We start from the raw sequence: 15,686 nt of genomic DNA, 5'->3' as shown, positions 1-15,686 counted from the left end.
AGTCTGCGAAAACTTGACCATCGCCCCGCGGGAGAAGGCATGCTGGGGCCAGCTCGCGTCGACGCCCGGCGCGGGCTCCCCCCCGAAAGCGATCCCCCCATGGCGAACCTGCTCTTCCTGCCTGCCCTCGTGCTCAGCCTGGCCACCGGTCTGCTGCCGTCACTCGCCCCGCATCCGACGAGCCCGACCGGCCGGGCCGGCTCGACGACGCCTGCCGCGACCGCGCCGGCCCGGTCGACGGCGAGCGACAACCCGTTCCGCGCCTACCCGTGGGGCGTGTACCAGGGCCCGATGGAGCAGACCTGGAACCCCTACGTGCAGGCCACCGGCCACCAGAAGAAGCTGCTCGGCTACATCGCGCACCAGCCGATCGCGCACTGGTTCGGCTCGTGGAACCCCGACGACAAGATCGCCGAGCAGGTGCACACCTACGTCGCCAACGCCCAGCACGGCGACCCGAACGCCCTGGTGCAGCTGAGCATCTTCCGGATGGAGCCGTGGGAGCACGAGATCTGCTCGCGGCTGCCCACCCGGGCCGAGCGCAGGTCGTACAAGACATGGATCGACCGCTTCGCCACCGCCATCGGGAACACCCCGATGGCGATCGTCCTCCAGCCGGACGGTCCCTTCGCGCTGTGCGCACCGCACGGCTCGACGGTCCCCTCGCAGCTGGTGTCGTACGCCGCCCGGGTGCTGTCGGCGCAGCCGCGCACCGACGTCTACATCGAGGCGGGCGCCGCGGACTGGCCGATGTTCGGCAGCAACGGCGGCGTGGACGCCGCGGTCGACATCCTGGTGCGCGGAGGCATCCAGTACGCCCACGGCTTCGCACTGGACACCACCCACGAGGACTCCGTCAGCGACGAGATCGGGCGGGCCACCGCGATCGCCAAGACCCTGGCCGCGCGCGGCTACCCGGGCCGGACCGCGGTGATCAACACCAGCTCGAGCGGGCACCCCTACAAGTACGGCCAGTACACGGGCCCGGACGCCGTCAACCCGGTCGTGTGTCCCTCGGTCACCACCGCGAAGTCGGTCACCTGCGAGACCCTCGGCATCCCGCCGACCGCGGACGTCGCCGCCGCTTCGTGGGGACTGTCGGACACCGCCGCCGCCCAGGCCCGACGCCACGTCGATGCCTACCTGTGGTTCGGCCGCCCTTGGCTCCACCACGTCGGCAGCCAGCCGTTCGCCAAGGACCGCGCGCTCCAGCTGGTGCGGTCCACGCCGTACCGCTGACGCTCAGGCCAGGTAGAGCTTCCGCAGCCGCTCGGTGACGCTCCACGTCGTCCGGTCGCCCTCCCGGAGCCGGACCAGCACGCCGGGCCGCAGGTCGATCGTGCTGCCGTCCTCGTCGAAGGTCACCGACCCGGTGCCGGAGAGCACCAGGAACACCTCGTCGACCTCGGTGTCGGTATCGGTGCCCGGCCCGGCCTCCCAGAGCCCGATCTCGACCGCTCCTTCCGCGAGGGTCGCCGCCGCCGTGGCCAGGGCGGCCGACGCTCCGTCGGGGCGGACGGCCTCGACCGCGACGTCGGCACTGAGGAGTCGGGAGGTGCTGATCGCGTCGTTCGCCATGCGCCAGTTGTACCGCGTCGCGCTGGCGACCCCGGCTACAGGTGATCGGGGACGATCAGGCCGTCGGGGTCCTGGCGCGGCGGGAGGTGCGCGAGCGCGGACTGCACCAGGGCGGTCCGGGCCTTCACGAGCACGGCCCGACGCACCCTGCCGCCGGCGTCGCCGACGACACTCTCCACGGTGTCGCTGACCTGGCGGTCGGAGTACGACGCCCGGGTGCCGGCGGCGACGGGCACGTCCGGCAGCGCCACCAGCACCGGCAGGATCTGGCTCCCGAGCCCGTCCAGGATCTGGAAGCGCTGATAGCGGTCGAGAGCGGCCCAGACCGTCTCGACGTCGACCCGACCCCGGCGCACGTCCTTGTCCTGAGCGGCCAGCACCGCCTTCGCGGCCCCGGTGAGTGCGGAGGTCAGCTCGTGCTCGGTGAACCTCATCGCCCGACGCCGGTCAGTGCGCCATGTCGACGAAGCGGGAGTAGTGACCCTGGAAGGCGACGGTGATGTCACGGGTCGGGCCGTTGCGGTGCTTGGCCACGATCAGGTCGGCCTCGCCCGGGCGGGTCGACTCCTTCTCGTAGACGTCGTCGCGGTGCAGCAGGATCACCATGTCGGCGTCCTGCTCCAGGGAGCCGGACTCGCGCAGGTCGCTCATCATCGGCCGCTTGTCGCCGCGCTGCTCGGGGCCACGGTTGAGCTGGGAGAGGGCGATGATCGGGATCTCGAGCTCCTTGGCCAGCAGCTTGATCTGCCGGGAGAACTCGCTGACCTCGAGCTGGCGGCTCTCGACCTTGCGGCCCGAGGACATCAGCTGCATGTAGTCGATCACGATCACGCGCAGGTCGTGACGCTGCTTGAGCCGCCGGGCCTTGGCCCGGATCTCCATCATCGTCATGTTGGGCGAGTCGTCGATGAACAGCGGGGCGCTGGACACCTCGGCCATCTTGCGAGCCAGCTTCTGCCAGTCGTCGTCGTTCATCTGACCGTTGCGGATGTGGTTGAGGGGCACCTTGGCCTCGGCCGAGAGCAGCCGCATCGTGATCTCGGAGCGGGTCATCTCCAGGCTGAAGAAGCAGCTGGTCATGTTGTTGTGGATCGACGCCGCCCGGCACAGGTCGAGGGCGAGCGTCGACTTCCCCATCGCGGGGCGGGCCGCGACGATGATCATCTGGCCGTTGTGCAGACCGTTGGTGAGGTCGTCGAGGTCGGCGAAGCCGGTGGGCACGCCGTACAGCCCGGCGTCGCGGTTGCCGATCGCCTCGATCTCGTCGAGGACGCCGTCCATGATGTCGGACAGCGGCGCGTAGTCCTCGGCGGAGCGACGGTCGGTGACCTGGTAGACCTCGGCCTGCGCCGCGTCGACGACGTCGTCGACCTCGCCGGCGCCGGCGTAGCCCATCTGCACGATCCGGGTGCCGGCGTCGACCAGCCGACGCAGGATCGCCTTCTCGCGGACGATCTCGGCGTAGTAGCCGGCGTTGGCCGCGATCGGGACGTTGGCCGACAGCGTGTGGAGGTAGGGCGCTCCGCCGACCCGGGCCAGCTCGCCCTTGCGCTGGAGCTCGTTGGAGACCGTGATCGGGTCGGCCGGCTCACCGCGGCCGTAGAGGTCGATGATCGCGTCGTAGATGACCTCGTGGACCGGACGGTAGAAATCCATGCCGCGCAGCACCTCGCTGACGTCGGCGATGGAGTCCTTGGAGAGCAGCATCGAGCCGAGCACGCTCTGCTCGGCGGCGTTGTCCTGGGGCGGCGTGCGGTCGCCGGGGCGGCTGGGCCGCTGACCCGGCTCGTACGCCGCGGGGCCGTCGCCCCAGTCGTCGCCGACGCTGTCTCGGGGCGGCTCCGATGCTCCGGGGACGTCCCACGACCCCTGCTCGGTGATGCTCAACCCCGCCTCCTCCGTGCCTGCCCGACATCTTGGATGAGCCGGACCGCTGTGACAGGAGTGACGCTAGGGGTGACCGCCGACAGTGGCGCCCGAGCGTCCCTGGCGGAGGTTGCGATGCGTGGGGTTGGATCCCCACCACGGTCACCCCTGCTGCGGAACCGACCTGCCGAGCGGCGAATCTAGGCGCTCCGGACCCGGTTGGATAGGACCCTGTCCACAGGTGCTGGGGATAACTCAGGTCCCGGCGTGGACGACACGCGGCGGGCTGTGGTCCGGGCCGGGGATAACCTGTGCACAACTCCCGGGTCGGCTCGCGCCACAGGCCCCTGACCTGCACAAACGCCGTTCCACAGCTGTGGAAACCGAAAAGGTGCCGGCAATTCTCGTTCATCTACTCGCCATCTGGGATTTGGCAGTTGGTTTGTCGACTTAGGCCCGACCCGGGGCCGATCCGGGGGATATCCACCGCTTCTGCACAGCCCGGACAGGCCCCCGATACCCTGACCGCCGTGAAGCCGTTGCAGGCCGTCGGCATGGGCCTGGTGATCGTCCTGCTGACCGCCCCCGTGCACGGCTACGACCTGCTGCCCGACCCCTTGGGCTGGCTGCTGGCGCTGACCGGGCTGCGAGCGCTTCCCTGCCCGCAGCGCGGCACCCTGCTCGGGCTGGGCTGGCTGGCCTTCGCGGTCTCGTGCGCGCTGTGGATCCCGTCGGTGCCGGCCCACCTCGACGACGTCGACCCGTCCCTGACCTGGGCCGCCAACCTCCCGCAGCTGGTCACCACCATCGTGCTGGCCCACGCCCTGGCCCAGCAGGCACTGGCCGCCGAGGACCTCGGTGCCCGCCGCTGGCTGCTCACCGCGCGGACCCTGCTGGTCGTCGTCACCGTCCTGCCCGCGGTCGTCTTCGGCGGCGGCCTCGACGGCCTGGTCGGGGCGACGTACGTCGCCGCCTCGCTGGCCCTCCTGCTGCTGGTCTGGCTGCTCTTCGCCTACGCCTCGCGGGCGTGGGCGGGGGCGCAGGTTTCCCCGGTCCACCGGTGAAACCGACGCTACCCAGCCGAAATATCGCCTGAGAAGCGGCTGGTTCGACTGAGAGGTCCCGGGCGGGGCGCAGGGCGGCAGCGGGAACCCGTTCAGGGGCCACGACCTAGGCTCGACGGCATGGTCCCCGAGGGCGTGACGCGATGAGCCGGGCAGCCGGTCGCGACGTCGGGAACGCGATCCCCGGCCTGGTCGCCTCCCTCCTGCCGTGGGGGGTCACCGGTGCGCACTGGCTGCCCGGGCCCGACGGCGAGCCGGTGCTCTGGCTGACCACCGCCACGCAGGAGCAGCACCTCGCGCTAGAGCGCCAGGGCTGGCTGCCGGCGCAGGTCCGGATCCTGCTGATGAGGTACGGCGTGCCGCACGAGGACGTGAGCGGCGTACGCGTCATGTTCGACTCCGAGCAGGGCATCGCCGCCCTGCTCGACCGCGCCTGAGGCCTACCGCACCACAGCCCGCCCCGGCGGACCGGAACGGGCTGTGGTGGTGACGTGGTTGCGTCAGGCGGGGATGACGTTGAGCGCCACGTCCACCGAGACGTCGTCGTGCAGGCGCACGGTCACCGAGTGGGAGCCGAGCGTCTTGATCGGGTTGGCCAGGGCGATGGTCCGGCGGTCGACGGACTCGCCGGCGACCTCGGCCAGCGCACCGGCGATCTCGTTGGTGGTGACCGCCCCGAACAGGCGGCCGGCCGGGCCGGCCTTGACGCGGACATCGACCGGGGCGGCCTCGAGCTTGCCCTTGATCTGGTCGGCGTGCTCGGTGTCGCGGACCGCGCGGGAGGCGCGGGCCTTCTTGATCGACTCGACGGTCTTCTCGCCGCCACGGGTCCAGCGGATCGCCACGTTGCGCGGCAGGAGGTAGTTACGGCCGTAGCCGTCCTTGACCTCCACCACGTCGCCGGGCTGCCCGAGGCCGGTGACTTCCTGGGTCAGGATGATCTTCATGTCGCAGCCTCCGCTCAGCGTCCGGTGGACGTGTAGGGCAGCAGCGCGACCTCGCGGGCGTTCTTGACCGCGATCGCGACGTCCCGCTGGTGCTGGACGCAGTTGCCGGTGACCCGACGCGCGCGGATCTTGCCGCGGTCGGAGATGAACTTGCGGAGCAGCGTGGAGTCCTTGTAGTCGACTCCGGTCGCCTTCTCCTTGCAGAACTGGCAAACCTTCTTCTTCGGCTTGCGCAAGACTGGCTTGGCCATTGTGGTGCTCCCTCTCAAGTGAGCCCGGCCGCAACGAGTGCTGAGCCGGAATGGTGGGCCTGAACTGGGCTATTCGGTTGTGGAAGGTGCTGGGTCAGAACGGGGGCTCGTCGTTGCCGCTGACGCCCGGCGTGGCCCACGGGTCGTTCCCGCCGGCGGGGGCGGCAGGTGCGCCGCCGCCCTGGGCCGGGGTCGCCCACGGGTCGTTGCCGGACGGACCGGAGGCCTGACCGCCACCCTGGGACCCGCCACCGTCGCCGTACGACGAGCCGCCCGAGCGCTGCGTCCGCGTCACCTTGGCGGTGGCGTACTTCAGCGACGGACCGACCTCGTCGACCTGGATCTCGAAGACGGTGCGCTTCTCACCCTCGCGGGTCTCGTACTGACGTGAGCGCAGGTTGCCCTGCACGACGACCCGCATCCCCTTCTGGAGGGACTCGGCGACGTTTTCCGCGGCCTGCCGCCACACCGAGCAGGACAGGAACAGCGCGTCGCCGTCCTTCCACTCGTTGGACTGCTTGTCGAACGTGCGCGGCGTCGAGGCGATCCGGAAGTTGGCCACCGCGGCGCCCGAGGGCGTGAAGCGGAGCTCCGGGTCGTCGACGAGGTTGCCGACCACGGTGATCTGGGTATCGCCTGCCATGTCAGGTCTCCTCAGCGGGATGGGTAAGGATCGAGGTCATCGTTGCGTGACGCACCGACATCCGCCACTGGTGATCCACAGGGGGTCTCGACGTCGCTCGACCACCGGTGGAGCGCTCAGTGAGCGTCGGGACGCATCACCTTGGTACGCAGGATCGACTCGTTGAGGCCGAGCTGGCGGTCGAACTCCTTGACCGTCGCGGGCTCCGCGGTGAGCTGCACGACGGCGTAGATGCCCTCGGCGTTCTTGCGGATCTCGTAGGCCAGGCGGCGCCGGCCCCAGACCTCGACGGACTCGACCGAGCCGCCGTCCTTGCGGATGACGTTGAGGTACTTGTCGAGCGACGGCTCGACCGTACGCTCCTCGAGACTCGGGTCGAGGATGACCATGACTTCATAGGCACGCATAGCGGTCTCCACCTCCTCTGGGCTAGAGCGGCCACGGACGATCCGTGGCAGGAGGGCTGTGCGTTTCCTCGGCGTACGACGTGGGCCGGCCGCCGAGGTCGCCCACCACCAGGGGCGGAGGACAACCGGGCAAGGTTAGCAGCGGCCCGCGGAGGCCCACGAATCCGGACGCGACGAACCCCGCGGGCGCTGCCCGCGGGGCTCGGTCGTGGTCGTTCGGGAGCGGGTCAGGCGGCCGCGGTGGTGCCCGTGGTCGTCGTCTCGCGCATCCGCAGCACCGACAGGGCCAGGCCGGCGATCACCGCGAGCAGGGCGAGCCAGTAGCCGATGCCGTGGCCGGTGTCGCACTTGACGCCGAAGGCGCCGGCGCCGTTGCAGCCGCCACCGGGGATCACGAACAGCGCCAGGATCAGGCAGATCAGGGCCGCGCCGAAGGCGGCCGTGGCGAGCTGGTAGAGCGGCATCGGCAGCGTGACGTTGGCGAACAGGGCCAGCGCCACGACCACGGCCCCGACCAGGGCCAGCAGCACGCCGAACCAGCCGAAGAAGCCGTGCCAGGCCGTCACCGAGTCCGAGGCGCCGCCGAAGCCGCCGGCGCTCACCGAGATCGTGTAGAAGGGCAGGAGTCCGGCGATGAAGGCGACCAGGCCCGCGGCCATGATCCCCAGGTCGAACTTGTGGGCACCCTGGAGCGTGGACTTGGCCTGGTTGAAGTCGTACTGGGACGCACCGGCGGCCGGCGCACTGGACTGCGCGGGTGGCGTGGGCGCTGCGGGCGGAGGAGTCGGCGCTGCGTCACTCGACGCGGCGGGGTCGGGCTGAGTGGGATCCGTGGGGTTCCCGGGCTGCTCGGTCATGGCGTTTCCACCCTCCTGGGTGCTCTGGACAGCGGAAGCGTCCTACTAAACGCAGGCGAACGCAACGCTCCTCGCCGAAGATCGTCCCAGCGGACTAGGCCGTCCGGCCGTCCCGCCGCGCCCGTCCACAGGGTGCCCGCGCCCCCGAGCAGCGAGCTGCCGGAGACCCCTAACCTGCCGCGGTGCACCAGGTCGTGGCGGGCCGCTTCCAGCTGATCGAGCAGATCGGCCGTGGCCGCACCGGCACGGTCTGGCGGGCCCGCGACCGGCGGCGCCATCGCCGGACCGTCGCCGCCAAGGTGCTGTCGCGGCGCGGAGCCGACGAGGTGCTGGGCTTCGTCCGCGAGCAGACCCTGCGGGTCGCCCACCCCCACGTGGTGGCGCCCCACGGCTGGGCCGCGGACGACGGCGTGGTCGTGCTGGCCATGGACCTGGTCCGCGGCGGCTCGCTCGACCAGCTGCTCGCGGCGTACGGCGCCCTGCCGCAGGCCTACGTGGCCGTGCTGCTCGACCAGGTGCTCCAGGCGCTCGACGCGGTGCACCGCGCCGGGCTCGTGCACCGGGACGTGAAGCCGGCCAACCTCCTGCTCGAGCCCACCGGCACCGGCCGACCCCACCTGCGCCTCGCGGACTTCGGCGTCGCCGTCGAGACCAGCCGCACCCGGGGGGCCGAAGCCGCCGGCACCGACGGCTACCTCGCCCCCGACCAGGCCGCCGGGGCGCCGCCCGACCTCCGTCAGGACCTCTTCGCCGCCGGCATGACCGCGGCCGAGCTGCTGACCGGCCGGCTGCCGGCGGCAGCCGACGACCTGCCGCCCGGCCCGCTCCGGCCGGTGCTGCGCGCGCTGGTCGCGGCGGCTCCCGACCAGCGGCCACCCAGCGCGGCCGCGGCCCTGGACCTCCTGCGCCGGACCGGCGTGCCGGAGGGGGCGCCGTGGCTGCGGCGACCGCACCCACCCGACGTACCCGACCGGCACCCCGAGCGGCGCTCCGGGCTGGGCACCTGGCTGCCGACCTGGCGGTGAGGCCCCGCGCCGGCTCGCTCGGGTGACCGGGGGCGGCCCGAGTTGGAGCCGTCCACGCGACGCCGGTGGTACGACGCTCAGTTGCGGGTGCGGTTGCTGGCGACCGCGACGAGCACGGCGGCCGCAGCGGCGACGATGCCGCCGAAGACGAGGAGAAGGGCGATCAGCACGACGATGCTCATGGCCCGATCCTGCCACTCGCGGCCGACCGGGGCGGTGTCGGCGCCTCTTCCTACGATGTCGACATGACTCCAGCAGGAGACCCGGCCCTGGGGGCCCACGTCGAGCAGACCGACCCGATCGCCGAGGCGCAGGCGCGGCGGGCGCCGCACGTGCAGTTCTTCCTCGGTGACCCCCAGGGATACAAGGGCCCCGAGATCCGCTACGCCGGCGGTGCCGAGGGGCTGCGGGCCGACGCCGAGGCGGCCGGCATCGGTCTCTACGTCCACGCGCCCTACATCGTCAACGTCGCCACGACCAACAACCGGATCCGGATCCCGAGCCGCAAGCTCCTCCAGCAGCACCTCGACGCCGCGGCCTCGATCGGGGCGCGGGGCCTGATCGTGCACGGCGGCCACGTGAACAAGGACGACGACCCCGGGGTCGGCTTCGACAACTGGCGCAAGGCGATCGAGGCCACCGACCTCAAGATCCCGCTCCTGATCGAGAACACCGCCGGTGGTGACAACGCGATGGCCCGTCACCTCGACCGGATCAAGGGCGTCTTCGACGCAGTCTCGGCCGCCGACGGTCGCGACCAGGTCGGCTTCTGCCTCGACACCTGCCATGCCCATGCCGGCGGCATCGCGCTGGAGACGGTGGTCGACGAGATCCGCGCGATCACCGGCCGGATCGACCTCGTGCACTGCAACGACAGCCGCGACGAGTTCGACTCCGGCGCCGACCGGCACGCCAACGTCGGCAGCGGCCGGATCGACCCCGCCCTGCTCGCCCAGGTCGTCCGCGACGCCGCCGCGCCCGTGGTCTTCGAGACGCCGGGCGGCGCCGAGGAGCACCTGGCCGACTTCGAGGCGATCCGGGCGCACCTGTGACGGCGGCCGCCGGGGAGCCCGCACCCCCCGGTAGCCTCGTCGGGTGACTCCGACCGTCCGGCCGATCTCGGCCGACGAGCACCGCGCCTTCATCGCGGGCCGCTCGTCTGCCAGCTTCCTCCAGACGCCGGCCTGGGCGGCGGTGAAGTCCGAGTGGCGGGCCGAGTCGCTCGGTTGGTACGACGAGGGCCGGCTGGTCGGGGCCGGGCTCGTCCTCTACCGCCAGCTGCCCCGCGTCAAGCGCTTCCTCGCCTACCTGCCCGAGGGTCCCGTCCTCGACTGGGCCGTCGACCTGGGCGCCTGGCTGGCACCGATGACCACGCACCTGCGCTCGCAGGGCGCCTTCGGTGTCCGGATGGGTCCGCCGGTGGTCACCCGCCGCTGGAGCGCGGCCCAGGTCAAGGAGGGCATCGCCGACGAGGGGGTCGCCCGGCTCGGCGAGATCGCGCCCCTGGAGCGCTCCGCCGCGGGCGCCCGGGTGATCCAGCAGCTCGAGGCGCTCGGCTGGCGCCCGCAGGTCTCCGAGGGTGGCTTCGCCGCGGGCCAGCCGCAGTACACGTTCGTGATCCCGCTGGTCGACGACGCCGGTGCGCGTCGTACCGACGACGACGTGCTGGCCGGCATGAACCAGCTGTGGCGGCGCAACATCCGCAAGGCGGACAAGGCCGGTGTGGTGGTGACGCAGGGTCGGGCCGAGGACCTCAAGGCGTTTCACGACCTCTACGCGCACACGGCCGAGCGGGACCACTTCACGCCGCGCCCGCTGTCCTACTTCGAGACGATGTACGACGCGTTGGGCGCAGAGGACCCCGACCGGATCACCCTGTGGCTGGCGCACCACGAGTCCGACCTGGTCGCCGCGACGATCGCGGTCCGCGTCGGCACCCACGCGTGGTACTCCTACGGCGCGTCCTCGACCGCGAAGCGCGAGGTCCGCGGGTCCAACGCCGTCCAGTGGGCGATGATCCGCGACGCCATGGCGCAGGGGGCCGAGGTCTACGACCTGCGCGGGATCACCGACACCCTCGACCCCGACGACCCCCACGTCGGCCTGATCCAGTTCAAGGTCGGCACGGGTGGCGAGGCGGTGGAGAGCGTCGGCGAGTGGGACCTCCCCCTCAACCGGGTGCTCTACCGCGGGTTCGAGCTCTACCTCGCGCGCCGCGGCGGGTGACCGGATGAGCCTGACCCTGACCGTCGACGGCGAGCGCTGGCGCCGCCACCTGCGGAGCGTGGCCGACGCCGACCCCGGCCTCGTGCCGGTGGTGAAGGGCAACGGCTACGGCTTCGGGATCACCCGGCTGGCACAGACCGCGACCTGGCTCGGCGTGGACACCATCGCGGTCGGCACCTACCACGAGCTGTCCGCGGTCGAGCAGGCCTTCGCCGGTGACCTGATGGTGCTCGGCCCCTGGCGTCCCACCGGTCCGGTGGCCCCTGAGTCCCTGGCCCCGGGTCGGGTGATCCACACCGTCAGCCGCCTCGCCGACCTGCTGGCCCTGCTCGACCGGCAGCCCGACGCGCGGATCGTGCTCGAGCGCCTGACCAGCATGCGGCGGCACGGGATGTCGGCCGAGGAGCTGCGCGCCGCGGGCCGGCTCCTGGACCAGCGGCCGGCCCGGCTCGAGGGCGTCGCCTTCCATCTACCGCTCGCGCACGGGGCCCACCTCACGGAGGTCGAGCACCTGGTCAACGACGTGGTCGCCGCCGAGCTGCCGACCCGCACCCTGTGGATCAGCCACCTGACGCCGCCCGAGCTGGCCCGGCTGCGGGCGTCGTACGCCGACTACGACGTGCGCCCACGCGTCGGCACCGCGCTCTGGCTGGGTGACCCCGGGGCGCTGCGGGTGACCGCGACCGTGCTCGACGTCCACGAGGTCGAGCGCGGCGACGTCTTCGGCTACCGCGGCCGCACCGTGCCGAAGGCCGGGCACATCCTGGTCGTCTCCGGCGGTACGTCGCACGGCATCGGGCTCGAGGCTCCCATCGGCGACCACTCGTTCAAGGCCCGTGCCGCCGCCGTGGCGCGCGGCGGGCTCGACGCGGCCGGCTTCGTGCGCTCGCCGTTCACCGTCGACGGCAAGCCGCGACTGTTCGCCGAGCCGCCGCACATGCAGGTCTCGATGCTGTTCCTCCCGCACGGACCCCGGGTGCCGGCGGTCGGCGAGGAGGTCGCGGTCCGGGTGCGGCACACCGCCACGACCTTCGACCGCGTCGACATCTCCTGACCACGTCGTACGACGGTCAGCCGGCGCCGTCGGCTGACGGGGTCAGCGCCAGCTGGCCGGGCCCGCCCTGACGCCACCACGAGAAGTGGTCGCGCCAGCTCACCTCGCGCACCACGTCGTACTCCGGCAGGAGGACGTCGCGGACCACGATGCCCACGAGGTACAGCTCGGTGGCCATCCGCACGATGATCGCCAGCCAGTAGAAGCCGGGGTCGCCGCCGCCGCCGGGCTCGAGGTGTCCGCCGAGGTACCACCACACCGACGCGAAGTAGAGGATCTCGCCGCCCTGCCAGATCAGCTGGTCACGCCAGCGAGGCCGGGCGAGCACCGCGAGCGGGAGCAGCCAGAGGGTGTACTGCGGCGAGTAGACCTTGTTCACCAGCAGGAACCCGGCGACCAGCAGGAAGCCGAGCTGAGCCAGCCGGGGCGTCAGCCGGGCGCTGAAGCCCAGCACGGCCACGGCCGCGCACCAGGCGCCGAAGAACAGCCACGACACGACGTTGATCGTGTGCACCCCGAAGGTGTGCTGGGTCATCTGCTGGAGCATCAGCCAGACCGAGCCGAGGTCGGCCTCACGGTGCGTGTTGTAGCTCCAGAAGACGTTCCACTGGGCCCGACCGGAGACGAACGCCGGGGTGTTGACGACCACCCACGTCGCCAGCCCGGTCGCCGTGGCCCCGGCCAGGTCGCGCCAGCGCCGCTCCCGGCCGTAGACGACCACCAGCCCACCGAGCAGGAAGAGCGGGTAGAGCTTCATCGCCGTGCCGAGCCCGATCATCACCCCGGTCAACCCCGGTCTGCCGCGGGCGTGGGCCCACAGGGCGCCGGCCACGCAGACCACGGCGAGGAGGTCCCAGTTGATCAGGCCCTCGAGCAGCAGGGCCGGGGAGACCGCGAAGTACGCCGCGTCCCAGGGCCGGCGCAGGTGCACCCCGCTGAGGAACCACACGGCGAGCAGCGCACACAGCGCGAAGCCGACACCCTCGACCGCGGTGAACAGCAGCGTCTCGCGATGCACCTTCGGGTCGGCGGCCAGCTGCGGCTGCGACATGCCCCCGCGGGCATCGAGGTTCGGTGAGCCGGAGAGCCAGTGCGTGAGGTACGCCGAGGCGTAGGCGAAGTAGGAGATCCCCACGGGGTACTCCATGACCTGGTAGCGGTCCCGGACCGCGATCGCGCTCGAGTAGGGCCAGTCCAGCTCGGCGAAGCCGCGGTCGACGTAGAGGTAGGGGAGATCGGAGTAGCACATGTCGGAGTAGTTGGTCTCGCTGCTGCTCCAGGTGGCCCGGTAGCAGGGGGTCTTCTGCACGAAGCCGAGCGCGAAGCAGATCGCGGTCAGGGCCAGCAGCACCTGCACGGGCGTCCACCAGGAGTGCCGGCCGGCGTGCTCCCCGACCGGACCGCCGACTCCAAGGCTGAGCGCCGCCGTGATCGGGTCGTCCACCGTCGGGTGCACGATCCGACGGTGGTCGTTCTCCTCGCTCCCGCTCACCACCACGACTCTTGCCGGGCCATCGGCCTGGCGCTTGGTGTCGTGCCGCCCGTGCCGGTCGGGGTCGGGAGGCTGATCGTCGCCGTCGGGCTCGACGACGGCGGCGTGGTCGTGGCGCTCGTCGCCGGAGAGGTCGTGGTCTGGCTCGACGACGGCGGGCTGGAGGACGGAGCGCTCGACGACGCGGAGCTCGTGGGCGGCGCCGACGTGTGATGGGTGCTCGGCGGCGGGGGCGGCGGCGCGGTGGTCGGGTCGTGACCGGGCTCCGGGGCGTGCGCGGGGACGTTGGCCGGCAGGGGCAGGTTCATCACCGGCTCTCCGGCGAGGTCCGCCTTCATCACCGCGGCCCAGGTGGCGGTCGGGTAGCCGGCGCCGAAGTAGCCGGCCGCGCCGTTGTACGGCGGCAGCCAGCCGCCGTCCAGCTGGCCGTTGCCGTTGCCGCGCACGTACATGACGGCCGTCGACAGCTGCGGGGTGAAGCCCACGAACCACGAGGAGGAGACCTGGTTGGCGTCGTTGGTGGCGGTACCGGTCTTCCCGGCCGCGGGACGCCCGAGCGCCTGGGCGTTGGTGCCGGTCCCGTGCAGCACCACCTGCTGCATCGCGTAGCTGACGTCCTTGTCGATGTCGGGGTCGACGGCCTCGGTGACGTGCGGCTTGTACTGGTAGAGCACCTTGCCGGTGCTGTCGGTGACCTTGTCGATCACGTGCACGTCGGCACGCACCCCGCCGTTGGCGATGGTGGCGTAGGTGTTGGCCATGTTGATGGCGCTGACCCGCGACTTCCCGAGCGTGATCAGGGCGTCCGGCGCGAGGTCGGTCGTGGAGCTGGGGATCCCGGGGTAGTGGGGATCTGCCTGGGCCGGCGGGATGCCCATCTTGTTGGCCATCGCCAGGATCTTCTGCGGACCGTTCTTCATGCTGTTGGACATGTCGACGAACGCGGTGTTGATCGACTGCTCCAGGGCATAGACCGAGGTCACGCTCGAGCCGTAGCTGGTGCCGGGCGGCGCGCCCTCGTTGTGCACCTCGAGACCGTCGGGGAACGTGAACGGCGAGTTGCCGTCCCAGGTGCTCTTCAGCGAGTAGCCGTCGGTGATCGCGGCAGCGAGCGAGACCGGCTTGAAGGTCGAGCCCACCATGCCGCCGGCCTCGGCCCAGTTGATCTGCGAGCGCAGGAAGTCCTGACCGCCGAAGAACCCGACCAGGTCGCCGGTGCCGGGCTGGACCGAGGCGACGGCGACGTGGAGGAACTTGTCGCTGATGTTCGGCCGCACCTGCAGCGCGCCGCGACGCGCGGCGTTCATGGCGCGGGCGGTCAGGGTGGTGGTGATCCGGAGCCCGCCGCCGTCGATCTGGGAGTCGGTGAAGTCGAGGTTGTGCAGCTGCTGGCGGACCAGGGTCAGGACGTGCCCGCGCTGGCCGCCGTACTGGCTGGACTCCCGGAACACCGGGAACGGCGGCAGGTGCCGAGCCGCCTGCGTGGCCTTGGCCGCAGGGATCGTGCCCATCTTGGCCATCCCGTCCAGGACGTAGGCGTAGCGGGCCTTGAGCGCGCGCTTGTTGCTCTTGCCGTTGGCCGGGTCGAACTGCGACGGGTTGTTCAGCACGCTGGCCAGCACGGCGCTCTGCTTGAGGGTCAGCGCCTTGGCGTCGACGCCGAAGTACGCCTTCGCCGCCGCCTGGACGCCGTACGCCCCGCGACCGAAGTAGATGGTGTTGAGGTAGCCGGTGAGGATCTCGTCCTTGCTCTGCTGCTTCTGGATCTTCAGCGACAGGATCGCCTCGTGGATCTTGCGGGTCAGCGACCGCTCCTGGTTGAGGTACAGGATCTTGACGTACTGCTGGGTGATCGTGGACGCGCCCTGGGTGGGGCCGCCTCGGGCGTCGTTGAACGCGGCCCGGATGATGCCCTTGGGGTCGATGCCGCTGTTGGAGTAGAAGGTGCGGTCCTCGGCGGCGACGACCGCGTCCTGCAGGTGCTGCGGCATGTCGCTGAGCGGGATGATCTCGCGGTTCTGCTTGGCGTACTGGCCGAGCTGGGTCTTGCCGTCGGCGTAGTAGACGAACGACGTCTGGGTCTGGAAGTCCTTGTTGGGGCTCGGGATCTGGATCGTCTTGTAGAGGTAGACGAAGCCGCCGATCAGGATCAGCGTGCCGACCAGAGCCACGATCAGGAACCACTTCAGGACACGGCGGAGCCGCTGCCGCGCGACGCCGGGCCGCTTGGGGGTGCGGGTGACGGCTGGGCCGTCGGCCCTGCGCTTGGCGCTCAC

At 71.4% G+C, this 15,686-nt stretch carries 17 protein-coding genes; 7 read left to right on the top strand and 10 right to left on the bottom strand.

The annotated features are described in order from the left end of the window. Positions 1–99: 99 nt before the first annotated feature. On the top strand, positions 100–1,239 hold the full coding sequence (locus E3N83_RS14590; protein ID WP_191907815.1) for a glycoside hydrolase family 6 protein: 1,140 nt from the start codon (positions 100–102) through the stop codon (positions 1,237–1,239). A gap of 3 nt (positions 1,240–1,242) precedes the next feature. Here the strand turns inward: E3N83_RS14590 and E3N83_RS14585 are convergent, their stop codons facing one another. Genes E3N83_RS14585 through dnaB form a run of 3 tightly spaced genes read right to left on the bottom strand, consistent with a single transcriptional unit; the run spans position 1,243 to position 3,465 of the window. Next, positions 1,243–1,578 carry a cupin domain-containing protein gene (locus E3N83_RS14585; protein WP_151083914.1) on the bottom strand — a complete coding sequence of 112 codons (336 nt, stop codon included), beginning with the start codon at positions 1,576–1,578 and terminating at the stop codon, positions 1,243–1,245. Positions 1,579–1,613: 35 nt separating this feature from the next. Beyond that, on the bottom strand, positions 1,614–2,012 hold the full coding sequence (locus tag E3N83_RS14580) for a hypothetical protein (RefSeq protein WP_151083913.1): 399 nt from the start codon (positions 2,010–2,012) through the stop codon (positions 1,614–1,616). 13 nt (positions 2,013–2,025) lie between these two features. Beyond that, positions 2,026–3,465: a replicative DNA helicase gene (gene dnaB, locus E3N83_RS14575; RefSeq protein ID WP_151083912.1), complete on the bottom strand. Its 1,440-nt coding sequence runs from the start codon at positions 3,463–3,465 to the stop codon at positions 2,026–2,028. A gap of 509 nt (positions 3,466–3,974) precedes the next feature. Here dnaB and E3N83_RS14570 point away from each other — a divergent pair. Both E3N83_RS14570 and E3N83_RS14565 read left to right on the top strand, forming a co-directional pair. Further along, a complete protein-coding gene (locus tag E3N83_RS14570) occupies positions 3,975–4,508 on the top strand; it encodes a hypothetical protein (RefSeq protein WP_151083911.1) in 534 nt (177 codons plus the stop codon). 143 nt (positions 4,509–4,651) lie between these two features. Continuing rightward, positions 4,652–4,945, top strand: coding sequence for a hypothetical protein (locus tag E3N83_RS14565; protein ID WP_151083910.1), 294 nt, complete (start codon positions 4,652–4,654; stop codon positions 4,943–4,945). 63 nt (positions 4,946–5,008) lie between these two features. Here the strand turns inward: E3N83_RS14565 and rplI are convergent, their stop codons facing one another. The 5 genes from rplI to E3N83_RS14540 form a co-directional block, all read right to left on the bottom strand. Next, complete coding sequence (gene rplI / locus E3N83_RS14560) at positions 5,009–5,455, bottom strand: 50S ribosomal protein L9 (RefSeq protein ID WP_151083909.1); 447 nt, start codon at positions 5,453–5,455, stop codon at positions 5,009–5,011. A gap of 14 nt (positions 5,456–5,469) precedes the next feature. Then, complete coding sequence (gene rpsR / locus E3N83_RS14555; RefSeq protein WP_151083908.1) at positions 5,470–5,706, bottom strand: 30S ribosomal protein S18; 237 nt, start codon at positions 5,704–5,706, stop codon at positions 5,470–5,472. 94 nt (positions 5,707–5,800) lie between these two features. After that, positions 5,801–6,349: a single-stranded DNA-binding protein gene (locus E3N83_RS14550; protein WP_151083907.1), complete on the bottom strand. Its 549-nt coding sequence runs from the start codon at positions 6,347–6,349 to the stop codon at positions 5,801–5,803. A 116-nt stretch (positions 6,350–6,465) separates the two neighbouring features. Further along, positions 6,466–6,756 (bottom strand): 30S ribosomal protein S6, encoded by a 291-nt coding sequence (gene rpsF, locus E3N83_RS14545; RefSeq protein WP_151083906.1) that lies wholly within the window; start codon positions 6,754–6,756, stop codon positions 6,466–6,468. Positions 6,757–6,983: 227 nt separating this feature from the next. Continuing rightward, positions 6,984–7,613 (bottom strand): DUF2721 domain-containing protein, encoded by a 630-nt coding sequence (locus tag E3N83_RS14540; protein WP_151083905.1) that lies wholly within the window; start codon positions 7,611–7,613, stop codon positions 6,984–6,986. Positions 7,614–7,795: 182 nt separating this feature from the next. On the opposite strand from E3N83_RS14540, the gene E3N83_RS14535 reads away from it, so the two are divergent. The 4 genes from E3N83_RS14535 to E3N83_RS14520 all read left to right on the top strand — a co-directional run bounded on the left by E3N83_RS14535 (position 7,796) and on the right by E3N83_RS14520 (position 11,918). Next, positions 7,796–8,638 (top strand): serine/threonine-protein kinase, encoded by an 843-nt coding sequence (locus E3N83_RS14535; protein WP_151083904.1) that lies wholly within the window; start codon positions 7,796–7,798, stop codon positions 8,636–8,638. Between the two features lie 245 nt (positions 8,639–8,883). Continuing rightward, positions 8,884–9,690, top strand: a complete 807-nt coding sequence (locus E3N83_RS14530; RefSeq protein WP_151083903.1) for a deoxyribonuclease IV — start codon at positions 8,884–8,886, stop codon at positions 9,688–9,690. Between the two features lie 43 nt (positions 9,691–9,733). After that, positions 9,734–10,864 carry a lipid II:glycine glycyltransferase FemX gene (locus E3N83_RS14525; RefSeq protein ID WP_151083902.1) on the top strand — a complete coding sequence of 377 codons (1,131 nt, stop codon included), beginning with the start codon at positions 9,734–9,736 and terminating at the stop codon, positions 10,862–10,864. Between the two features lie 4 nt (positions 10,865–10,868). Beyond that, positions 10,869–11,918, top strand: coding sequence for an alanine racemase (locus E3N83_RS14520; RefSeq protein WP_151083901.1), 1,050 nt, complete (start codon positions 10,869–10,871; stop codon positions 11,916–11,918). Positions 11,919–11,934: 16 nt separating this feature from the next. Here the strand turns inward: E3N83_RS14520 and E3N83_RS14515 are convergent, their stop codons facing one another. After that, entirely contained in the window at positions 11,935–13,410 is a 1,476-nt protein-coding gene (locus E3N83_RS14515; RefSeq protein WP_238342921.1) for a glycosyltransferase family 87 protein, read from the bottom strand. Then, positions 13,407–15,686, bottom strand: coding sequence for a transglycosylase domain-containing protein (locus E3N83_RS14510; protein ID WP_238342920.1), 2,280 nt, complete (start codon positions 15,684–15,686; stop codon positions 13,407–13,409). Before E3N83_RS14510 ends, E3N83_RS14515 begins: the two co-directional genes overlap by 4 nt.

The organism is Nocardioides cynanchi (assembly GCF_008761635.1).
GTDB lineage: Bacteria > Actinomycetota > Actinomycetes > Propionibacteriales > Nocardioidaceae > Nocardioides > Nocardioides cynanchi.
Note: the sequence above shows the minus strand (reverse complement) of the source record. Positions and strands in the feature narration are given on the sequence as shown.